This window comes from Neiella holothuriorum, assembly GCF_019457915.1.
Taxonomy (GTDB): domain Bacteria; phylum Pseudomonadota; class Gammaproteobacteria; order Enterobacterales; family Neiellaceae; genus Neiella; species Neiella holothuriorum.
Map to the genome: position 1 here is coordinate 127,651 of NZ_JAHZSS010000005.1, position 20,418 is coordinate 148,068.

Consider the following 20,418-nt stretch of genomic DNA (forward strand, 5'->3'; position numbering starts at 1 on the left):
TTTGGTGGAGTGCAACTGTTATAAATCGAAACGGGGCAATTCCGTGCTAGCCCAGCTAGCACGTTGATGAATACAACCTCTATAAAATGAGAATTGATTAATGCCCTGGATACTTGCCCCAAATGGCATTGCTAAACTCCTGGTTCTCGGCCAACTCCCCAATATCCCAGTCAGGAAAGTAGAAAAGATCTTCGGCCAACTCAGCAATGTTTGAGCTCAACTCAAGCTCATCAATCCATTGGTTGTTGCATGCTAGCTGCCCGTAGGATGCGCCCCACAGGTTACCAGCTATAGCGCCTGTGGAGTCAGAATCGCCATTGTGCGAGACACTGATCGTCATTAATTCAGCGAAAGTTGGAGCTACTAGTACGCAATAAATAGCTACAGCCAGCGCTTCTTCAGCAATCCAGCCCTCACCTATCGCAGCGATCGCCTGATGGGGCGGCTCCTGTGAGTTGGCTAATTTTAGTGCTTGCTTAATGGCATTGGTTGTTTCTTGGTGGGCGTCGTATGTTCGCAGTATTTCTAGGGTAAGGTCGCAAGCATCGACTAATTGTTTACCGTCTACCAGTTGGTAAATAATCGCCGCAAACGCTCCGGATGCAAGATACCCTGTTGGATGCCCATGGGTTAGTTGAGCGGCATCACTAGCGAGCTTAAAGCACTCATGTAAGGAAAAATGCTGCTTTAATCGCCAGCAGTATAGTCCTATTGGGGCTACACGCATAACTCCCCCGCATCCCTTACTGTCGTTAATGGCTGGTGACTCAAAGCTATCCATTAGCGGCAAGGCGTCTAAGCAAGTATTGCCAGGGGCTCTTTGGGAAAAGAGTTCTTTTTGCTGTGACAAGTAACCCGTCATTTCCGTACAAAGATGGTTTAGCGAGCCATAGCCCTGGGTTTGATACCAGCGCTGATAGGCATGCCCGATACAAGATAATTCCGACGTACCCCCTTTGAAGCGGCTACGAACCCAAGCGCGAATAAGCCCCTCGGCGGTAAACAAAGTCATTTGCGTATCGTCCGTTATAGCGCCTTTTCGGCCATAGGCGATATCGAAGTCAGTGATACCATTGCTACCGTATTTTTGGAGTATGGCTTTGCGACTCATAAACTCTACCGGAGCACCAAAAGCATCGCCAATAGCGCCTCCTAGAAGACAGCTAATGAATTTCAATTTGATTGCACTCTGCGACTCCGCAGTTTGGTCTAGTGTTGCGTTATTCATGTCGGCTTGTTGTTGGAAGTAGGTCGCAAAACAAAAATTAGGCTGATTGAAAAATTCATTCACCATCAATTGTGTCCCTAGGTCTAGATCTGAGATAGGAGTTAACGTGGTCTGTTCTCGCCAATTGGGTATTTCCTCACCATTGTGAGCTAGGCCTAAGCCGTGTTGCCAGTAGCTGAGGTAACTTTGTCCTGCCTCTGCTCGGTAGTATTGTCCGGTGCTATCCGAGTACCCTTGGGCGTAGCGAAGCTTGTTTGGTCCTATGAGCTCTCCCGTCATCCTGTCAATGTGCTGAGTTAATTGGCGGATATAATTTAGGCTACTATCATCGAGCGGTTGGTAGGCCCGTACAACCAAGTCGTTGCCCTGTTGCTTTAAAGCTGCCAGCAATTGATCGTTACGTTGTATGGTTACAATCTCATCATGTGCTAAGTCAATGTCACCATATAATACCCCCCAATTGTCGCCTTCCACTTGTGTTTCCGTGGCTAGTTCCGGTTCATAAAACAACCGGCACAACGCTTTAATTGCTAGATGTTGATCTTGGTATGCTGCGCTTTTTTCCGACATGTGCGCCTGAAGCCCGTGCAACAACAGCTCTTTAGGAAGCCAGCCGTTGTTGCCCATGTCAGCTTTGATCGTTTCCAATGGAAGCGGGTATTCTTGGTTTGGTAAGCCCCACTCATCGAGTAAATTTTGTTTAAGGTCTAATCCAACGTAATCCGTCATTTTACTTCTTTCCTTTGTTTGGCCTGTCTGCAGACGAATTCGATTTCATCTGGGCCACCTTAAAGCCCTAAGTTTTCTACTTTGGCCTAATTGTGTTGTAGTTATGGACTGATCTTACCTACTGTACAATTCTTATTATTTTGTTGTGCATTACAGTAGCTGTTGTTTCCGATGTGCATAAATGAAGTTGGCTGTTAGCACTGAAGTAATATGTTTAGTTGATTTTTAAGTTTGTCGGTTGGCTTGACAACTCTGTTGCGCCTTTCTTGGATTCATTCAATTTGAATAGTTTGATGTCGCTCCCATGCGCCCTGTCTTTCTTATATTTCTTGGGGCTGAAACTTACCCGATAAAGGACAGGAAGGCCATATGGCTCAGCGCAGCTTCCTTGGATTCTCTAAAAACTAGGAGGCGGCGTACAAGTTTGAAAAACGTTTTGGGGCAATTCCGTGTTACCCCGGCTATCAAAATGCGCTACGAATGGTGTTAACCTGAGCTGCTATGGTTAGAGCGGTTCATCGCTCTCAAGCCTTTTCTATTAGCGCACTCCACCAACACATCATTTCCCTCCGCCGCTCAATGTATTCAGCACGGTTATATGCTCTACGGGTATCGTTTTTATCTAGGTGGGCCAATGCGGTTTCGACTAAATCAGGTTCGAAGCCTTTTTCATTGAGCGTTGTGCTAGCCAGCGCACGCATGCCGTGAGCTACGAGCTTTCCACCAAACCCCATACGTTTGAGGGCTACATTCGCAGTTTGGCTCGTAATGTGGGTCTTGGGATTGCGATGGCCAGGGAAAACGTACTCTCTATGTCCTGCTGCAACTTTTCGGCGTGCTAACACCTCCAACGCCTGTGGTGATAAAGGCACTGTATGATCACGGTTCATTTTCATTGTTTCTTTGGGGATGACCCAAAGCGATTTTTCAAAATCTACATCAGCCCAAAGCGTTGAAGCGGCCTCAACGGGTCTTGTCATTGTATGGAGCTGCCACAATATCAAATCGCGAGTTCCGGCTTGGATGTTTGCAGCGCTAAGAGCTTTGACTAGCAGCGGCAATTCGTCTGGCTTAAGTGTTGGATGGTTGTTTGACTTGTGAGCCGGAAAAAGTAGTGTGACGTCAGACAAACAGTTAAATTCCAAGTCACCCGATGCCACAGCCAGACGCATGATCTCATTGATGTAGCGACATACTCGCTTGAGTGTATCGATCTTGTTTTCGACTACTAAATGATCCAGTGCCTGAACCACATTACCCGGCTTTAATTCGGTGAGCGGAAGCTTGCCTAACATCGGTAGCGCGTGCTTTGTCAGCCGCAAATGCATTTTTTCAGCAGTTTTGGGCAAGACGTTCTTTTTCTTTAACTCGTACCAACGTTGAGCATGAGCTTTGAACGTGTTGGTAGACTTAGCTTGCTGCTCAGCTAAATGTTCACTTCGTTGGTCCTTCGGATCAATTCCGTGCGCCAATAGCGTTCGCGCTTCGTGGCGCAACTCCCTTGCTTTGGCCAAGCCAATTTCTGGGTAAGTGCCCAAAGACAGGTTCGTTCTTTTGTTAGTGAGAGGCTTGGTGTAATTGAACAACCAGCTTTTTACACCAGAGGGACGGACTCGCAGCTGCAAGCCGCCGCCATCGGCTAGGTTGTATTCCCTTTCCCGTGGTTTGGCTTTTTTGATTTGCGTGTCTGAGAGTGAGGTAGTTGGTTTTGCCAAGGGAACCTCGTAGTAACATTGGCTCGGTGTTACCACCAGTGTTACCAAAAACTTGAGATTCCGCAAGATCACATGGAACAGCATGGGACAGAGAAACCATTTAACCCGCTGAAAAACAATGCGAATTGAGATTAAATGAGACTATATGGAACTATAAAATGGTGCCCGGGGCCGGACTTGAACCGGCACGTTGTTACCAACGAGGGATTTTAAAACAGATATCAAAACAGTGTAATGACGCGGGTTACAGCCCATTTTTCCGAATATTCATAGCTAATCAGGTGTGATTAACATACTGATTTATAGAGGTTGGACTCTGCCCTATTCGGAACAAATGAGGCAAATACCAAACGGCCGTGTTGTCCAGCACTGCGTTCAAGTCACACTGGGATCGTACTTAAACCACAGGAACCAATCCCATGACCAAAGAACTGACGAAAATGCAAAGCCTGCTGGTTGAAGCAGTGATTACTGGTGATACCAATCGAGCATCTAGCCTACTACCATACATGCGCCGGCGAGAAGTTTATTTGACGCCTAGGGCTTATGCCGAACACTGCAGCCACGATTTAGAGCCAGAAGCACTACTGCAACACATCGAAGCACTGGATGGCTTTATCCGCACGGTATTATGACCGAGCGCTTTACGAACTGAGGGCTTAGCATTGTTTTGATTCTAAGCTTGAAGTTCGTTTGTGTAACAAGTTAATGGTCAGAAACCAACGTCATAGATGAGTAGCACGTTAGACTGCACTGTTATCGCTCGTTGTAGTAATCAACGATCTCATAGATATCATGTGTTTTTGCTAGATTTTTAGCTGAAGTAGATAATATCTTATACCTCTCGGGGTTAATTTCTTTCAATTGCTGCGCAAAAAAATGAGAGGCAATACCAAGGGCTCGATTGCTTCTGTTGTTTTTTAGAAGGAGCATGGATTTATCGTAAAGCTCCACCCCTTCGTCGATAAACCCGCTTTTAATCAACGCCATTCCTGATGTCGCTAAGAAAATCGAGCGCTGATGAATATCGGTCTTGTCCATTCTGTTCGACATAAGTTTTAGGCAATTATTTACGATACTAAAGTCACCAAGCATTAACTTTGCAACAACTAAATTGTTTAACTCCCCAAATGTCATGTGAGTATGCGGGACTCTGTTCTCTGATGTGTCAATGACGAATTGAGGATCGTTTAAAGCAGCCAAGCTAATATATCCGGCATCTTCAAGAGGAGCGGTTGAATAAGGTTGAAAAGCAAATAGATTCATTAATGCCTCACGGCACGCTGTAAAATTTTTGCTGGTATAAAGCTTGTTCACATTTGCTTCAAAAGGAGTGTCATGGGGGATATTGTTAATTTTTGTTTTGTGTTTTAGGTTCAGCCATACTGCTTGTGAAACGACATTTTCCGAAGGAGTCAGCAGCGCTTTTTCGAGCCTAGCTTTACCTCGACTCAAGGCTCCATTCTTGATTTCCTCAGTTCCTAGTGAAGCCAGCAGTTCTGTTAAGAAAAACGGATCGCCCCGCCACGAATCAATCAGCTTTATCGATTTTTTATAGTTCCATTTTCGCAAGTCATAAGTGGTGACTATTGATGAATAAGCACTTTGAATTAATGGGTTGATATCAATTAACCCAGTCTTTCTCAAGAAGTACTCGGCCTGCTCAGGCTCATTAAGATGCAATAAAAATCGAGCGTAAGAGCGAGCAATATAGGAGTTGTTGCCACTTATAGATATGGCAATACGAGCACATTTGACTGCCTTAGCTTCTTCTCCAAGGATGGAATAATAAAAGCAAAGATCCATCCATGTCAGACTGTCTTTGGGGTATTTGACTATGATGTTTTTTAGTTTGGCAATAATGAGACTGACATGTTCTCGTTGAGTTGAGTAGCCATGGCTTCTATCTGACTTCCTCAACTTAGGTATTACTAAGTCTTTTACCGCGGGGGGTAAATCTTGCAAGTTGTCCAGCAGGTAGCTGAGCACTCTTTCATAGAGTTCGCCATATCGATGCTCATGCTGGATTAGTCTGACAAAAATATCGATGTGATTTTCAAGATTAGGCTTGGATTGCAATTCGCTCACTGCGCGATCAAACCAAACGTCTCCTTTTGGTAGGGCATTTGATTTGGTTTCAGTGCATTTGGGGATATTAAACTTGTCAAAGTTTCTGGACGTATGCCAACGGGGTATGAGTTGGCGGTTGTCCATCATAACTATTCGATTCGTCATACTATTTCATTCCGAGAACACAGGCATTTTGGTGGACCATATTCATCTTGCCCACATAGCGATCCATTGACAGCCTTGCCCCTTTCGATAGCTTTTTTATGTTACCTCTGGTATCGGGATCAGGCTCGCACAGTTCTTTAACGATGCTTGTTAGCTCATCCGCGATCCGTTGGTCGAAGAGTTCATTGCACCTCTCGCTAAAACGGTTCAATATTGTCACAAAAGCGCTTTTGTAAAATGGCAGCCCCTCAGCGAAACTCAAGCTGTTAATCCTTGGGTGGATGAGCTTTACTTCTTCCAATATGCAGGCCGAAATCTGTACCCCCATAATGGTATGAAAAACTAAACTTCCGAACATGAAAACATCCGATAGTTTTCGATCACTAAACTCTCTTATCATGCCAGGAAACCAAGCTTCAAGAGGCGCATAAGAGCGGTCGCCAGTATATTCAATGTTACTAAATGGCGAAGTTCCGCTGACATTAGTTACTCGACCCAAATCAGAGATCTTTGAACCTTTATCTTGGTAACACAGAATATTGGATGGCTTTATATCTTGGTGAGCAATTCCAATGCCGTGAAGCTGCCTAATTCCTATTGCTACATGGTGAAGTGACTTAAACAGCTCTCGCCATGATATGGCTTCTCCTTGCAAATACTGACCTCTTAAATCATTATCAGCCATGCTAAAAATGATGTACCACACTCTGTTGAATGGGTCCGGGTGGTTCGGACTTTTTACTTCTCCGCTATCCAGTGGTGTAACAACTCTTGTTAACTTATTGCCTTTGCATTCCTTTAGAATGTTTTGCTCAAATACATACTCATTAATGGTTTTACCGATAGCTTCAAGATTGCCCGACGACATGGCGCGGGTCAGATCCATAGCCTTGAGAAAACCTATTTCACCAGAGGGTGATTGGGCTGTGTACTGAACACAAAAATTTCCTCCACTGCCGGCCCTCTTATCAATCATCGAGCCGATGACCCATCCTGTATCTGTTGTAATCCCTTCAAGTGCTGTAGACGGCATAAGGTCCTTCTTAACAATTGGTATGCGGTTTTTTTTGTAATAGAGCTTATTAGTTATTGCATTCGAGCAAGTTCGACTGTCGCTCTCAATCGATGTTAAATCATTCTATTGAAGTGGGGGCGGAATTACTAATAATCAAGGTTTGACATTGAGTTATGAGAAGCTGGATTTGTTTAACAGTAGGGAAATACAAAATCTCGAGAGGCAAAGGTTGCAACCAATGGGGCCAGAGTAAGTCGATATTCATCAACATCACATCAACAGCTTCCGGAGTTCTATTCGACCGTCGCCATCGGTGATTAGCGCATTGCTCGAAAGGTGAAGCCGAGGGCTATTTGAGCATTAGTGATTATTAAGGCGAGTTTCAAATCAAACCTTTTTCACTAAAATATTTAATTCGCAATATCGGTCAAAACTACGCCGTTTGGACAGCGAAATGCGTTGGTTTTTCGGACTACAAAACCCGTTGGTATTTTATGCAATAAGGACCTATCCCAACGGAACCATTCTCTAAATAAACATACGGAACCAGTTGGTACAATTCTCCAAGTAGAATGTACCAACGCGCTTACGTCATATTTTTGCAGCAACTATTCCAACACATGAACGGCACTGCGTTGGAACGAAAACCTTGTACGACAAGTCGACTTGCTGACCCAGTATTGACCTTGACTACCGCGCACTTTGCTCAGCAATATGTCATACGATGCTGATGACAACTGCAATTTGAATTCCTTGAATAAACCAACTGATGCCCCAACAGCATGAGCCATAACACGGTAACCGCGAGTTTGAGCAAGTTAAACTGTACGACATATCGAAGCTCTAGATAGCTTGATCCGCTCGATTTCATAACCGAGCGATGCACGAGCTATCGAAGACTTAAGTTGCCACTGCAAATGGCATCACCTATTAATTAGACGCTATAGTCACAGGCCGCCCAATTCTTAGCATCATCCCAAATATGCTCTTCCTTGTCGTCTGAATAATAACTTCCAGGGGCGGGGCGAAAGAAAAAACCAGGGGTGTTAACTCTCGCCTTACCTTTAACAAGAATTCGAATTCTATGGTTAGACACATCATCAACAAATCCATATAAGTTGTTCCATGAGCATATTTCATCTCCTATCGACTTCGGCGCGTCAGATAGTCTAGAAAAAGTTGCATAGCTATTGGCTCGCACTGCATCGCGGAATTGTTGAATCTCTTGCTCCCTTTGTTTTCTAGGCTTAGAGGAGATCAACCCCTCTAACACTTCTTTGTTGTTCGCCTCTCTAACAGTTAGAGTGTAACCGTGAGTTGGCGAGAGGCCGCCGTAGTCCTTCATTGCATCAATCATCACAGCCCAAAGAACCGGTTTGTTTTCTGCCTGACAATGGAATTGACCTGATATTAGCAACATCTCATCGTGCCTTAACGATACGTTTCCATCTTTGGCAACTTGCTTCAGAACACCTGAATCTTTCGCGCAATAGGCCACCAACGCTTCGTATGGTGCTCTAGCTTTAGGTCTTGAAATTATGTTAAGCGAGTCGGTTGTGTAGGGAATCCAAAGAGGCTCTTGAAACTCAGCCTTAATCATTTCACTATGATTGGCATAGTTGTCTGGGACAGTTGAAGCACAGCCGAACATCAACATGCCGAGCAAATAAGTAGGTGTTCTATTCATATCCAATCCTTGGTTTTGTATCGTTTCGTCAATCCAAAAGCTTGAACCCGGGTTGGTTCAATACCCATTGCGATAACAACGTCGCAATAGCATTCAATGCTTCAATATTAATTAATCTGTGACCGTTAGTAGTGTACGTTCGCTAACGTAAGAATCGATTCTTGCATCTACACTGACCCCATCAAACGTGTATATTTTGCCATCATAAACAAGCTGCCTTGGTCTAACCCAGTTTGCTCCGAATAAAGCATAACGATCGAATAAAATTCGGGATAGCTCCCTGCCAAAGCGTGTACTCATTATGTTGCGACCACCTTTGGGAACCTTTATGAATGGGTGCTCGTCTGAGGCACCAACTAATTCGGGCTCACCATGTTCATTGATAGGGTACTCGGCCACCATATCTATAACGTAGGTATTCCCTAGCCCAGTCCGATACTTAACTCTTTCGCCAACAATTTCATTAATCGGGGCATCATAAAAAACGGGCCTTAAAGGTGAGGCATAGAAACGAATGGTGAAACGTTCGGGGACGTATGTATATTCCCTAGGGGCAACCACACCAGCTTTTTGGACAAGCTGATATAGTTGATGGCGACCTTTGCAGCCATGCAAGCATTTTAAATCATACCCAAAAGAGACGGCGATAGCGTGAATCTTATCTTTTGTATGCTCGAACAGAGCTAGGTTTGCATCTGCAACTGAATCTATTTTTTTACCCTTAAACGTTTCTGGCAGCCAGGCTTCGCTGATCACATCGAATTGCTCAGGTTTATCTGGTCTCGAGGTCAAAGCTATCGCAATACTCGCCAGCCAAGCAGCAATGAATACCACATCACCTTCCGAGCTTCCTGCTTGTCCTGCGGCTAAATCTGCAAGCATGGACGCTTGAACTGCACCATCACCGGCTTTATATGACTCCTGTTGGAGTTGTTCTGAGAACTCACCTTCAAGCTTTTTTCGCTCTTCTTGGTGCATAAGCAGCCTAGCTAAATAATTAACCCTTATCAGCTCAACTTGATCTGTTATTGGTTCTTGTGGAGGGGTAGACAGTCTGTCTAAGTCAAAGGGCTCATTACTCATGTGAGCGCATGATGCTACGTAAGCGGATACTGCAACCGCCACAGCAACAGAGTGTTTTGATTTCCATATCACGACGAACTGTCCTTGTTGTAAGTTCTCAAGGAACTCTAGTACAAGTCGCTCTTTTTTTCTCAGCTAATACTAAGGTCGCCAAATTCATTCAAATGACATTCTTGAATATTCATCCGATATTCATCGAGCTCAGCCCCAAAATCACGTTGGTTATGTGAAGCGACGATCACGTTGGTAACAAATACAATTTAGACGTATCCCACTAACTTAATTTACGAAATAAACATACGGAACTAGTTGGTACTTTTTACCTAAGTAAATGTACCAACGCGCTTACATCATTTTGAGAATCAATTAGTCCAACAGCCCAATAAAGATAAAATGCCACCGTATCAACGTAACACTTTGTTTTAGTAATTTATTTTGTCGCCGAGCAACAGCGAAACTTGCTCAGAAGTGTGTATGATTGACTACATGTTTAACTAAGTTTGGATGAGTGATCACCATGGCTGAATTATTGACTGAGCATGATCTTATTGCACTGACAGGTAGCCGGCGTACGGCTGATCAGCGTCGTATTTTGGCAAGTGCTGGGATTGTATTTATCGAAAAAACGCACGGTCAAATCACAACGACTTGGACCGCGGTGCATGCTGCTATGCACCCAAATCATTTCAAAAATGAGTCGCCCAACGCTGATGATAATTTCAATATCGATGCACTGAGGTAATTGGACTATGCCGCGCACACGTAAGCCCAAAGATGCGTGGATGCCGCGTAGAGTTTACGCCGGCAAATCAGCCTATGAATATCGCCCGCCCGGTGGCGGAGCGATACGCCTATGCTCATTGTCGGCGCCGCGCTCGACGGTACATTTGCGTTACGAAGAGGAATCTGACCAGTACAACCGTCAATTGGTTTTCGTACAAGACTTAGTAGAAGAGTACTTTGCGAGTCCTCGGTATCAAACCCTCGCAGCTCAAACTCAAGAAGATTACAAAAAGCATTCTAAAAATGTTCTCAAAGTGTTTTCAAACATGCGAGTCAATTCCGTCCGAGCGAGCCACGTGCGACGTTACATGGATAAGCGGGGACTCAAGTCTGAAACACAAGCCAACCGAGAAAAATCGTTTCTGTCAGTCGTTTTCAACTGGGCGGTTGAGCGTGACTACGCAAAGGCAAATCCCACACGCGGGGTCAAGAAGTTCAAAGAACAAGCTAGAGACAAATACGTATCAGGCGAAGAGTACCAAGCAGTTTACGATCATGCGCCTCGAGCCGTACGGGTGGCGATGGAGCTTGCTTACCTTTGCGCCTCCCGTCAAAGCGATATTCTCAGTATGGCTTGGGATCAAGTTATTGACGCTGGCATATATATAGAGCAGTCAAAAACTCATGTAAGGCAAATCAAGGCGTGGTCACCTCGCCTGCGTGAAGCAATTGACTTGGCCAAGTCATTATCAGATGCGCCAACCAAGTACGTACTAGCCAAATCAAATGGTGGCGGTTACACCAAGAACGGCTTCAATGCCGCTTGGCAAAAAGCGAAAAGAAAAGCGCGAAAAGCTAGTGGGCTTGCTATCGACTTCACTTTTCATGACCTCAAAGCGAAAGGTATAAGCGATTTCGAGGGCACCCGGTCCGAGAAACAAAATTTCTCTGGCCACAAAACAGAACGTCAAGTTGCTTCTTATGATCGAAAAGTTAAGGTTGTACCTACAGTTGGTAGTGAGCCTCACCACAAATCGTATTCGGAAAGTAATTCGGAAAAGAGATAAAAATGAAGTATGGGTATACAGGAATGGTTTGTAACTTATTGATTTTAAATGGTGCCCGGGGCCGGACTTGAACCGGCACGTTGTTACCAACGAGGGATTTTAAATCCCTTGTGTCTACCAATTTCACCACCCGGGCATCGGGGGTATTTTTGAAGTGATGGAGGCGGGTCCCGGAGTCGAACCGAGGTCCACGGATTTGCAATCCGCTGCATAGCCACTCTGCCAACCCGCCATCACAAAAGGTGCTTAACACCTACCTTCTGTAAACAGAAGGTTTGGAGCGGCACATCGGGTTCGAACCGATGACCTCGACCTTGGCAAGGTCGCGCTCTACCAACTGAGCTAGTGCCGCATCACAATGTTTGAAGCGCTGCTGCTCCTCAAACGTGCTGGGCATTCTACCCATATTTACTCGCCAGTCAACCGCCGCCGATTAAGTTTTTGATGATTTTGAGCCGTTTACTCAGAAACTGAACAAACTGGCTGATTTATGCTCTTTTCTTGAGGAATTGCCAAGCACTGGCAAGATAAATCATCATCGACCACAACGTCAGTGCCGCTGCAACGTAAAACAGCGCTATGGCCAAATAAACCATGTACTCAGACTGCTGCCAAACTAAGCCGCCAATGGATAACATTTGAACGGTGGTTTTCCATTTGCCGATATTACCGACCGCTACAGCGGCTCGTTCACCAAGCTCCGCCATCCATTCGCGCAACGCGGAAATGACGATTTCACGACCGATCATGACAATAGCCGGTATGGTGATCCAAAGGCTATTAAAGTCTACGGCAACCAACACTAACGCCACCGCAACCATAAGTTTATCGGCTACAGGGTCAAGAAAAGCGCCGAAAGGCGATGTTTGTTGTAACTTCCTCGCGAAGTAGCCGTCGGCATAATCTGTCAGCGAAGCAATGAGAAAAACCAGCATCGCGAAAAAGTTTTGGTCGCCAACTGGCAGATAAAACATCACCACAAAAACTGGGATTAGAAAGATTCGAAAAATTGTCAGGATATTTGGGAGCGTAAACATAATGCATATACAGGATTTCAGCAGCCTTCTTTATACACTAACCACGGCTTCGTGACACCTTCTATTCTGGATGAAAATGATCGTAAATCTGCTGCGCTAGTGCTTTGGAAATGCCTGGTACACGATTGAGCGCATCAACACTAGCTGCTTTGATACCTTGCAGGCCGCCAAAGTTTTTGAGCAACGCCTGCCGACGTTTATCCCCTACCCCTGGAATTTGCTCCAGGCTGGACGTTCTCTTGGCCTTACCACGCTGCTGCCGGTGACCGCTAATGGCGAACCGATGGGCTTCATCTCGAATGTGCTGAACTAGGTGCATGGCCGGCTCCGTCGCATCCACGGCAATTACTTCCCAAGTGCCGGACAACAACAGCGAATCAAACTGAGCTTTGCGTTTATCACCTTTTTTGATGCCAATGAGCAACGGAGCTGAACATTGTTCAGGCCACTCAACTTGCTCTAACACTTCTTGGGCTTTACCAAGCTGCCCTTTCCCGCCATCAACAATAAGTACATCGGGCACTTTGCTTGGATCATCGAGCTTTTTAAAACGCCGTGTCAGCACTTGTGCCATAGCTGCGTAATCATCGCCGGCAGTAATGCCGCTAATGTTATAACGTCGATATTCGCCGTTGGCTGGCCCTTGGGCATTAAATACGACACAAGAAGCAACCGTTTGATCGCCTTGCGTGTGGCTAATGTCAAAACATTCCATTCGATGAATGGGCTGTTCAAGCTCCAATAATTGCTGCAATTGCCTAAAGCGCTGCTCTGCCGTTGTTCGATCAGCGAGTTTGTTCGCCAGCGTACTGCTCGCATTTGTTTTTGCCAGCTCTAGGTATTTCTTTGACTCGCCACGTTGCCCTTGGCGCAAATGGATTTGCCGCTCTGTCACCGTGCACAACGCTTCTGAGACAATGGCAGACCGCTCTGCAGGTAACTCTAAAACCACAACAGCTGGCACATGGCGTTCGCTGTTGTGACTTAGATAGTACTGCATGATGAAACTTTCGATAATTTCTTCGAGCGCCGTATCTGATGGGATTTTGGGGAAGTAACTACGACTTCCTAACAACTGGCCATTACGAATCGAGAGCACTTGAATACAGCACATGCCGTGCTCATAAGCCGATGCAAACACATCAATTTCGTTGGTTTCGCCACTCACCCCTTGCTGCTCTTGAACAGTGCGTAGCGATTGGATTTGATCGCGGATAATTGCCGCTTGCTCAAAGGCTAAATCCATCGATGCCTGCTCCATATCAGCCATCAGTTGATCAATCAGTTGCTGGTGCTTGCCTTGCAAAAATAACTGGGTGTGGCGCACCTGCTGTTGGTAATCCGCCTCACTGACTAACTCAGGCACGCAAGGGCCGGAGCAACGTTTGAGTTGGTATTGCAAACAAGGCCGTGAGCGATTGGCGTAATAGGAGTCTTCACACTGGCGTACCGCAAAAACTTTTTGCAGTAATTTGAGGCTGTGTCGTACCGCGCCACCCGAGGGAAACGGGCCAAAATAGCTCCCTTTGTGGCGCTTAGGGCCGCGATGAAAAGCCAGCCGTGGGTGTTGATGATCGCTTAGAAAAATATATGGATACGACTTATCGTCCCGCATCAAGACGTTATAGCGTGGCCGATGAGCTTTGATGAGGTTATTTTCAAGGATCAGCGCATCGGCTTCAGTTAGCGTCACCGTCACATCAACATTGGCAATTTGGCTTACCAAGGCTTTAGTTTTTCGGTTTAACTGATTGCTACGGAAATAACTGCTGAGGCGATTCTTTAAATTCTTCGCTTTACCAACATAAATAATTTGTTGTTCAGCATCGTACATACGATAAACGCCGGGCGACTGAGTCACCCGGCGTAAAAAAGATTTTGAATCGAATTCTGAGGCTTGCGCCGACATATTAAAGCAAACTGATTAGATTAGAGCTTAGTGCTGTCTAGCATACCATGGCGAATTGCCAAATGAGTTAGCTCTACATCACCGTTAATCTCAAGCTTATTAAACAAACGATAACGGTAGCTGTTGACGGTTTTAGGACTTAAATTCAACTGCTCTGAAATGTCCTGCACTTTTTCGCCCCGAGTAATCATCATCATGATCTGTAGCTCGCGATCCGATAAATCGTGGAACGGATTGTCGCTAGCGCCAGGCTGAATTCGGTATAGGGCAATTTGCTGAGCAATTTCAGGGGCAATATAGCGCTGTCCGGTATGGACTTGGCGTATTGCATTAATAACTTCGTCAGGGCAGGCATTTTTTGACAAATAACCAAATGCGCCAGCTTGCATGACTTTGCTAGGGAGTGGATCTTCAGTGTGAATGGTCAACACCATGATTTTGATATCAGGGTTAAAACGCAAAATTTTCTTTGTCGCTTCAATACCGCCGATACCGGGCATATCCATGTCCATTAGCACAACATCTGGCTCTTGCTCACGACACCATTTAACGGCAGCTTCACCTGATTCGGCTTCACCTACCACTTTGATACCGCGAACTTCTTCCAGAATACGCTTAATTCCTGTTCGGACGAGTTCGTGATCGTCTACCAGAAATACATTGATCAAACTAACACCTCAAGACGGTCTTATTTCTTGTTTTGTATCCGTTACATTGATGGAATGCGTATCCTGACGCGAAGGGTTGCTTCTTGAACAACTTGAAAAAGTTGATGCGAAGCCCAGCCAAGTTATAGCGCATTGGCCTTCGACGCAAGCAAAAAAAGCAGCCGAGCTTTGCAATTTAGTAACAATCCTTTCATCTCTGGCTAATTATTGATCTGAGATAGTAACAGACTCTTTACCGGCCATTGCCCACCAGTAACCATTGCAGCGACAGTCCTTAATTTGCTGCGGATTTGGCTGCGCTAATTGTTGCTCTATATTGGCAATGACAGGTCGAATTTGTTCCGAATTTGCACTGATGCGGAAGTAGTCCACCAAATCGCGCATTGACGCGGTGTCATTGCTTAAGTCATAGCAGTAGCCACTTTGCGTTTGAATGCCATTGAGTACAAACATAGGCTGTTGCTCTAAGTTTTTAACTAAGCGACCATCTGGGTAATCCAAACAGCACTTTTTACATTGGTCTTTTGGCCGATCTAATGAGCGAGCGGTAAAACAACGTGCTGAATAGGCCAGCGGCAAATAGCCATAGCCCAGCACTTCCACATCAAATTTGTCACGAAAGCCACGTTCCGTAGACTCATCAAGCACGCCTTTGAGCCATTCACGTGAAAGCTCCACCGGCATCACCCAACTGATCATGCCGGCATCCACCATTCGAGCAAGCGCCGTGGTGTTGTAGATGTTAAGCGCGTTCCCTGCCACAAACGGCAACTGGCGCTCCTTACAAAGCTGTACCACCGCAATGTCATTCGCTTCGAGCACAAAGTCTTGCTGCTCTAAGTACGGCGTAATCATGTCGAGCTCTTGCCGCGCTTCAATGAGTGCTAGCGTTGATAACCGCACGTCTTTGCCTGCTTGAGCAAGTTCGTTGCCAATGGCCAACCAATCACTCAGTGATAATTCTTTGCGCTTGCTACACACGTTTTCACCAAGATAAACACGCTGCACCGGACTGTCGGCAACCTCTCGATAAAATTGTTCAACCGTTTGTTTCGGCCAGTAGTACTGAATAGCACCAAGCGAAATTTGCGTCGTCATAAAACCCTCATTTACTTCCATGTTCGATGGTAGGCGCCAAGCGTGGTTTGACACCCTTCGCTAAGCTGCGCCATTGCGCCATCTAATTCTGCTGTGACTTGATAATGCGCAGGATCGGCCACACAGCGATCAATGGCCTGACGCCACGCTTTCGTCACCTCCGCAACATAAGCGGGGCTGCGCTGGCGGCCTTCAATTTTCACCGCCGCAATGCCGGCTTGCATGAGCTTGGGGAGTAACGCCATGGTGTTCAGGCTAGTCGGCTCTTCCAAGGCGTGATAAACATCGCCATCCACATCAAACCGCCCTTTACACAAGGTCGGGTAACCCGCTTGTTCATCTGGGCCGAACTGATCGATTAATAAATCATTTAACCGGGTCTGCATGCCGCCGTTGTCCATTGGCTGCCAGCGAACAAACTTGGCTGGCGAGCAGGCGCCGACGGTATTCGGCGACTCGCCGGTGAGGTAAGACGATAAATAGCAGCGCCCTTCAGCCATGATGCACAAACTGCCAAAGGCAAAGACTTCGAGCTCTACGTCAACACTGTCAGCAAGTTGTTGCACTTGCTTCATCGACAAGACGCGCGGCAACACCACTCGTTTGACGTTAAATTCTTGCTGATAATATCGGATTGCTGCGGTACTGGTTGCCGATGCTTGTACCGACAAATGAAGCTCGGTATCTGGGTAACGATTGGCGATGTAATCCAACACCCCAATATCGGCCACAATCAGCGCATCGGCACCACTGTTAACGGCGCTATCCGCGGCATATTGCCAACGCGATTCTTGCCCCGGATGTGCAAAGGTATTAATGGCAATGTGTAGTTGTCGCTGATGTTTTTTGGTGTATTCAACCGCTTGCATTAAGCGCTTGTCATTGAAGTTTAAACCAGCGAAATGACGGGCATTGGTATCATCTTTTAAGCCCAGGTAGATAGCGTCCGCACCGTGGTCAATTGCCGCTTTTAGCGCGGGCAACGAGCCGGCAGGACTCAGCAGTTCCATCATTCAAAATTCCAACACTTATTCAGTGCTGCCGATTGTAACCACTGTACTGATGTTGTTTTTTGATTTGACCCCAGCAGGGCGATAGCCGAACATGCCTATAATGTTGCAACTTTTTAATAATATGGCGCTTTATCATGCTCAAACAATTGCTTCACCGAGCAGTGAACCATGCCCCGCAAGTTCTTCGTTTACCATTGCAGAAAATGCCGTTCAGTTGGTATTGCCGGCCCCTTGAGTTGGCATTGCAACAACTGCTTAACGAGCAAGTGACCGAGGGCGAACTGGATTTCTTGGACGAACGAACCGTGCAGGTTCATGTGACCGATTTAGGGCTTCGCTTTGTCATTACGGTTCTCGACGATCAGCTGAAGGTATTGCCGCCTTCTGCGCAAGCCGAAGTAACCTTTGCTGGTGCTAGCCCTGATTTACTCATGGTTGCCGCCCGCCGGCAGGATCCAGACACGCTATTTTTCCGTCGTAAATTGTCCATTGAAGGCGACACTGAATTAGGTTTAGCCGCTAAAAATATGTTGGATGCGGTTGACTGGGATCAGTTACCTAAATTACTGATGTTGGCGCTCGATAAAACAGCTAGTTTGGTCGAACAAGCACAACAATCTGAACAAGCTGAGTCACCGCAACACGCTCAATCGGCGAATGCGTAACACACCATTTAATCTCAATGTAGCGGCGCGTTAAACGCCGCTTACTTCGTTATCCCCTAACTTAAAAAGACTTTTCGCATGCGCTCAAACCTGTGGACTCAACAAGCGATTCAATTGATTGAAGCTGACTATATGCGCTCGGCTGATACACACCTCATCCGGCTCGACTTGCCCGCATCACTCAATGCCACGCTGTACCTTAAAGACGAGTCAACGCACCCAACGGGCAGCCTCAAACATCGTTTAGCCCGCTCCTTGTTTTTGTATGGTCTTGTCAACGGCTGGATCACCGAAGGTAAGCCAGTGATTGAAACGTCATCGGGCAGTACCGCTGTGTCAGAAGCGTATTTTGCGCGCCTGCTCGGCTTGCCTTTTTATGCCGTCATGCCCTCAAGTACGTCAAAGCAAAAAATACAACAAATTGAACACTATGGTGGTATTTGCCATCTCATTGATACGGGCGACGTGTATCAAGCCTCCCGTGATTTGGCGGCGAAACTCGGTGGTCATTATATAGATCAATTCACCTATGCCGAGCGAGCAACAGACTGGCGCGGTAACAACAACGTTGCTGAGTCCATGTTCCGCCAATTAAGTTTGGAGCCCAGTCCAGTACCAGACTGGGTTGTGGTGAGCGCTGGCACAGGCGGCACCGCAGCCACCATTGGTCGCCACATTCGCTATCAGCAAATCGATACCAAGCTTTGCGTTGCTGATCCAGAAAACTCCATGTTCTACGATTACTTTGTATCTGGCGATGCGTCCGTTACGACCAACAAGCAACCTCGCATTGAAGGTATTGGCCGACCACGGGTCGAGCCTTCATTTATGCCGAATGTGGTTGATGACATGGTTCGTGTGCCAGATGCAGCCTCAATCGCCACCATTCGAGTGCTAGAGAAAATGCTCAACCGAAAAGTTGGCGCATCAACCGGAACGAATGTGTACGCCACGCTTCAGTTGTTGGCCAGCATGCCCGTGACCGATCAACCAGTCAGCATGCTCACCATGATTTGTGACGCTGGCGATCGTTATCTCGATACCTATTATAGTGACGATTGGCTGGCTCAACACGACTTCGACATTGCCCCATATCAGGCACAAGTCGAATCCATTTTATTTGACGGTCAGTTTGGCGATAACTTCGCAAAACCTGCAAGCTTTGCTTCTAGCCATAAAGGTAAGTAGCAGGCGCGGTTAAACATTTTGCCGCCACCACAGTATTAGTGATTCGCTTTTATCTGTGGTGGCACAGCAGCCAGAGTCGAGCTCCTTCCCTATTCAACTCGTACTCGATATTAGGATTGTGATGGCGCCGTCCCAAAGGCTTGTGGGTGTTGCTTGCCATTATCGCCGATAAGCTCCCAGCCCGCTTTTGAATCAACCCAAATATGGTGAGCAACCTTGAGTCGATCTTGTTCATCGAGCAAGCCAACCGGCACATACATCGCCTTTTCACTGTCTGCGCCAGGTAATGGAGAGCCACAGGTTTGGCAAAAATGAGTGTGCCAGTCATGGCCAGGCTTACGCCAACTTTTGATCGCTGTCTGTCCCGTTAGCCAACTAAAATCAGGCGTTGCGATCACCATTACCGCAATACCGCCACTGCCCGTGGATTTACGACAAATCGAGCAATGGCAAATGTATACATCAGTCACTTCAGACGCTTTGCCGGTCAACTCAAAGCTTACGGCTCCACAATTACATGCGCCTTTCACGATTCGGCCCCTTATTTAATGTTGATTGTATTTCCAGTTGTTTCTATTGCGATGGATTCGCCCGACGCAGTAAAGAAATAGGTCGATGGCATTAAGTCGACCTGTTTTTTTAGCTCAGCTTTTTTCTCATTACCACTTTGATGGGTGAGAATCCTAAATCGGGCATTTGATTGAGGCGCTAATGCCGTTACAAATTGAATGTCTATGACATTTTCGGGGGTAAAGCTTGCCGCTTCGAGCGCATAGGCCAAATTAACATCATCCGCAGTTACTTCAACGTTGAGCTGCTCTAGCCCACCCCAGTGTGCCGTTTTTGTCATCGCAACAATCAGCCCTTGATGGGAAATATGCGTGCGCTGCCCCATCTCAGATCTCGGATAGTGAATTTGGTTTAGTGATGATGATTGCAGCTCTCCAAGCTCGGCAAGTTGCGAGTAAACCGCTTCGGTGGTAACAACCAAAGCCTGAGGATTGTTGATGATAACTTGGGCAATTGACGTTGCCTCAAAGTGGCCTTTATGGGCGTGGCTCACCAAAATCATATCTAGCTTATCAAATGGTGGCTGTGCGTGTATTAGCTGCTGTTTTATGGGCTCACTTGCGGTCGTTACTTCAAATCGAGCAACGTCATTATCAAAGGCGCCGTCTAACAATAATTTATGGCCAGTGGTTTTAACAAGGTAACCAGACGAACCAATATAAGTAATGGTCGCGGAGGGTTCAGCGCCAACAACACCAGCAATGGGCTGGCAAAGTAGTAACAGCCAAACCAATAAACGTAAGAGCTTCATTACCACGTCCTATGTGATCGGAAGAAGCACTTATTTT

General features: G+C 46.3%; 18 protein-coding genes and 3 tRNA genes. 5 read left to right on the plus strand and 16 right to left on the minus strand.

The features are described from left to right. Positions 1-97: 97 nt before the first annotated feature. Together K0504_RS06335 and K0504_RS06340 are read right to left on the minus strand one after the other, a co-directional pair. On the minus strand, positions 98-1,957 hold the full coding sequence (locus tag K0504_RS06335; protein WP_220103337.1) for an ADP-ribosylglycohydrolase family protein: 1,860 nt from the start codon (positions 1,955-1,957) through the stop codon (positions 98-100). A gap of 524 nt (positions 1,958-2,481) precedes the next feature. Further along, positions 2,482-3,672 (minus strand): integrase arm-type DNA-binding domain-containing protein, encoded by a 1,191-nt coding sequence (locus tag K0504_RS06340; RefSeq protein ID WP_220103338.1) that lies wholly within the window; start codon positions 3,670-3,672, stop codon positions 2,482-2,484. A 419-nt stretch (positions 3,673-4,091) separates the two neighbouring features. Here K0504_RS06340 and K0504_RS06345 point away from each other — a divergent pair, with 419 nt between their 5' ends. Continuing rightward, positions 4,092-4,307 carry a hypothetical protein gene (locus tag K0504_RS06345; RefSeq protein WP_220103339.1) on the plus strand — a complete coding sequence of 72 codons (216 nt, stop codon included), beginning with the start codon at positions 4,092-4,094 and terminating at the stop codon, positions 4,305-4,307. 121 nt (positions 4,308-4,428) lie between these two features. Here the strand turns inward: K0504_RS06345 and K0504_RS06350 are convergent, their stop codons facing one another. From K0504_RS06350 to K0504_RS06365, 4 genes are all read right to left on the minus strand, one after another. Next, entirely contained in the window at positions 4,429-5,889 is a 1,461-nt protein-coding gene (locus K0504_RS06350; RefSeq protein WP_220103340.1) for a hypothetical protein, read from the minus strand. Positions 5,890-5,908: 19 nt separating this feature from the next. Next, entirely contained in the window at positions 5,909-6,940 is a 1,032-nt protein-coding gene (locus K0504_RS06355; RefSeq protein ID WP_220103341.1) for a protein kinase domain-containing protein, read from the minus strand. A 916-nt stretch (positions 6,941-7,856) separates the two neighbouring features. Further along, entirely contained in the window at positions 7,857-8,609 is a 753-nt protein-coding gene (locus K0504_RS06360) for a hypothetical protein (protein ID WP_220103342.1), read from the minus strand. Between the two features lie 111 nt (positions 8,610-8,720). Then, positions 8,721-9,587 (minus strand): hypothetical protein, encoded by an 867-nt coding sequence (locus tag K0504_RS06365; RefSeq protein ID WP_220103343.1) that lies wholly within the window; start codon positions 9,585-9,587, stop codon positions 8,721-8,723. A 622-nt stretch (positions 9,588-10,209) separates the two neighbouring features. On the opposite strand from K0504_RS06365, the gene K0504_RS06370 reads away from it, so the two are divergent. Together K0504_RS06370 and K0504_RS06375 are read left to right on the plus strand one after the other, a co-directional pair. After that, positions 10,210-10,434 carry a DUF4224 domain-containing protein gene (locus K0504_RS06370; RefSeq protein WP_220103344.1) on the plus strand — a complete coding sequence of 75 codons (225 nt, stop codon included), beginning with the start codon at positions 10,210-10,212 and terminating at the stop codon, positions 10,432-10,434. 145 nt (positions 10,435-10,579) lie between these two features. After that, positions 10,580-11,482, plus strand: coding sequence for a tyrosine-type recombinase/integrase (locus K0504_RS06375; protein WP_220103345.1), 903 nt, complete (start codon positions 10,580-10,582; stop codon positions 11,480-11,482). Positions 11,483-11,531: 49 nt separating this feature from the next. Here the strand turns inward: K0504_RS06375 and K0504_RS06380 are convergent. The 8 genes from K0504_RS06380 to ubiU all read right to left on the minus strand — a co-directional run bounded on the left by K0504_RS06380 (position 11,532) and on the right by ubiU (position 17,204). Next, positions 11,532-11,618: transfer RNA gene (locus K0504_RS06380), tRNA-Leu, on the minus strand. A gap of 22 nt (positions 11,619-11,640) precedes the next feature. Continuing rightward, positions 11,641-11,714 (minus strand) — tRNA-Cys (locus K0504_RS06385). Positions 11,715-11,758: 44 nt separating this feature from the next. Next, positions 11,759-11,834 (minus strand) — tRNA-Gly (locus tag K0504_RS06390). A gap of 136 nt (positions 11,835-11,970) precedes the next feature. Next, entirely contained in the window at positions 11,971-12,519 is a 549-nt protein-coding gene (pgsA, locus tag K0504_RS06395; RefSeq protein ID WP_220103346.1) for a CDP-diacylglycerol--glycerol-3-phosphate 3-phosphatidyltransferase, read from the minus strand. A gap of 61 nt (positions 12,520-12,580) precedes the next feature. Further along, positions 12,581-14,428, minus strand: a complete 1,848-nt coding sequence (gene uvrC / locus K0504_RS06400) for an excinuclease ABC subunit UvrC (protein ID WP_220103347.1) — start codon at positions 14,426-14,428, stop codon at positions 12,581-12,583. 20 nt (positions 14,429-14,448) lie between these two features. Beyond that, a complete protein-coding gene (gene uvrY / locus K0504_RS06405; RefSeq protein WP_220103348.1) occupies positions 14,449-15,096 on the minus strand; it encodes a UvrY/SirA/GacA family response regulator transcription factor in 648 nt (215 codons plus the stop codon). 204 nt (positions 15,097-15,300) lie between these two features. Beyond that, positions 15,301-16,194, minus strand: a complete 894-nt coding sequence (locus K0504_RS06410; RefSeq protein WP_220103349.1) for a U32 family peptidase — start codon at positions 16,192-16,194, stop codon at positions 15,301-15,303. Positions 16,195-16,205: 11 nt separating this feature from the next. After that, positions 16,206-17,204: a ubiquinone anaerobic biosynthesis protein UbiU gene (gene ubiU / locus K0504_RS06415; protein WP_220103390.1), complete on the minus strand. Its 999-nt coding sequence runs from the start codon at positions 17,202-17,204 to the stop codon at positions 16,206-16,208. Positions 17,205-17,341: 137 nt separating this feature from the next. On the opposite strand from ubiU, the gene ubiT reads away from it, so the two are divergent. Further along, complete coding sequence (gene ubiT / locus K0504_RS06420; RefSeq protein WP_220103350.1) at positions 17,342-17,872, plus strand: ubiquinone anaerobic biosynthesis accessory factor UbiT; 531 nt, start codon at positions 17,342-17,344, stop codon at positions 17,870-17,872. 78 nt (positions 17,873-17,950) lie between these two features. Beyond that, entirely contained in the window at positions 17,951-19,060 is a 1,110-nt protein-coding gene (locus K0504_RS06425) for a PLP-dependent cysteine synthase family protein (RefSeq protein WP_220103351.1), read from the plus strand. Between the two features lie 110 nt (positions 19,061-19,170). On the opposite strand, the gene K0504_RS06430 is transcribed toward K0504_RS06425, so the two are convergent. Both K0504_RS06430 and K0504_RS06435 read right to left on the minus strand, forming a co-directional pair. Further along, positions 19,171-19,590 carry a GFA family protein gene (locus K0504_RS06430; protein ID WP_318837944.1) on the minus strand — a complete coding sequence of 140 codons (420 nt, stop codon included), beginning with the start codon at positions 19,588-19,590 and terminating at the stop codon, positions 19,171-19,173. 11 nt (positions 19,591-19,601) lie between these two features. Beyond that, positions 19,602-20,381 (minus strand): MBL fold metallo-hydrolase, encoded by a 780-nt coding sequence (locus K0504_RS06435; protein WP_220103352.1) that lies wholly within the window; start codon positions 20,379-20,381, stop codon positions 19,602-19,604. Between the last annotated feature and the right edge of the window lie 37 nt (positions 20,382-20,418).

Bases quoted from the DNA above. Each gene is read 5' to 3' on its own strand.
- K0504_RS06350 (WP_220103340.1), bottom strand. From the start codon at position 5,889: ATGATGGACAACCGCCAACTCATACCCCGTTGGCATACGTCCAGAAAC.
- K0504_RS06365 (WP_220103343.1), bottom strand. From the start codon at position 9,587: ATGCACCAAGAAGAGCGAAAAAAGCTTGAAGGTGAGTTCTCAGAACAA.
- K0504_RS06355 (WP_220103341.1), bottom strand. From the start codon at position 6,940: ATGCCGTCTACAGCACTTGAAGGGATTACAACAGATACAGGATGGGTC.
- ubiT (WP_220103350.1), top strand. From the start codon at position 17,342: ATGCTCAAACAATTGCTTCACCGAGCAGTGAACCATGCCCCGCAAGTT.
- uvrC (WP_220103347.1), bottom strand. From the start codon at position 14,428: ATGTCGGCGCAAGCCTCAGAATTCGATTCAAAATCTTTTTTACGCCGG.
- K0504_RS06360 (WP_220103342.1), bottom strand. From the start codon at position 8,609: ATGAATAGAACACCTACTTATTTGCTCGGCATGTTGATGTTCGGCTGT.
- K0504_RS06335 (WP_220103337.1), bottom strand. From the start codon at position 1,957: ATGACGGATTACGTTGGATTAGACCTTAAACAAAATTTACTCGATGAG.
- ubiU (WP_220103390.1), bottom strand. From the start codon at position 17,204: ATGGAACTGCTGAGTCCTGCCGGCTCGTTGCCCGCGCTAAAAGCGGCA.
- K0504_RS06410 (WP_220103349.1), bottom strand. From the start codon at position 16,194: ATGACGACGCAAATTTCGCTTGGTGCTATTCAGTACTACTGGCCGAAA.
- K0504_RS06345 (WP_220103339.1), top strand. From the start codon at position 4,092: ATGACCAAAGAACTGACGAAAATGCAAAGCCTGCTGGTTGAAGCAGTG.
- K0504_RS06370 (WP_220103344.1), top strand. From the start codon at position 10,210: ATGGCTGAATTATTGACTGAGCATGATCTTATTGCACTGACAGGTAGC.
- K0504_RS06425 (WP_220103351.1), top strand. From the start codon at position 17,951: ATGCGCTCAAACCTGTGGACTCAACAAGCGATTCAATTGATTGAAGCT.
- K0504_RS06435 (WP_220103352.1), bottom strand. From the start codon at position 20,381: ATGAAGCTCTTACGTTTATTGGTTTGGCTGTTACTACTTTGCCAGCCC.
- pgsA (WP_220103346.1), bottom strand. From the start codon at position 12,519: ATGTTTACGCTCCCAAATATCCTGACAATTTTTCGAATCTTTCTAATC.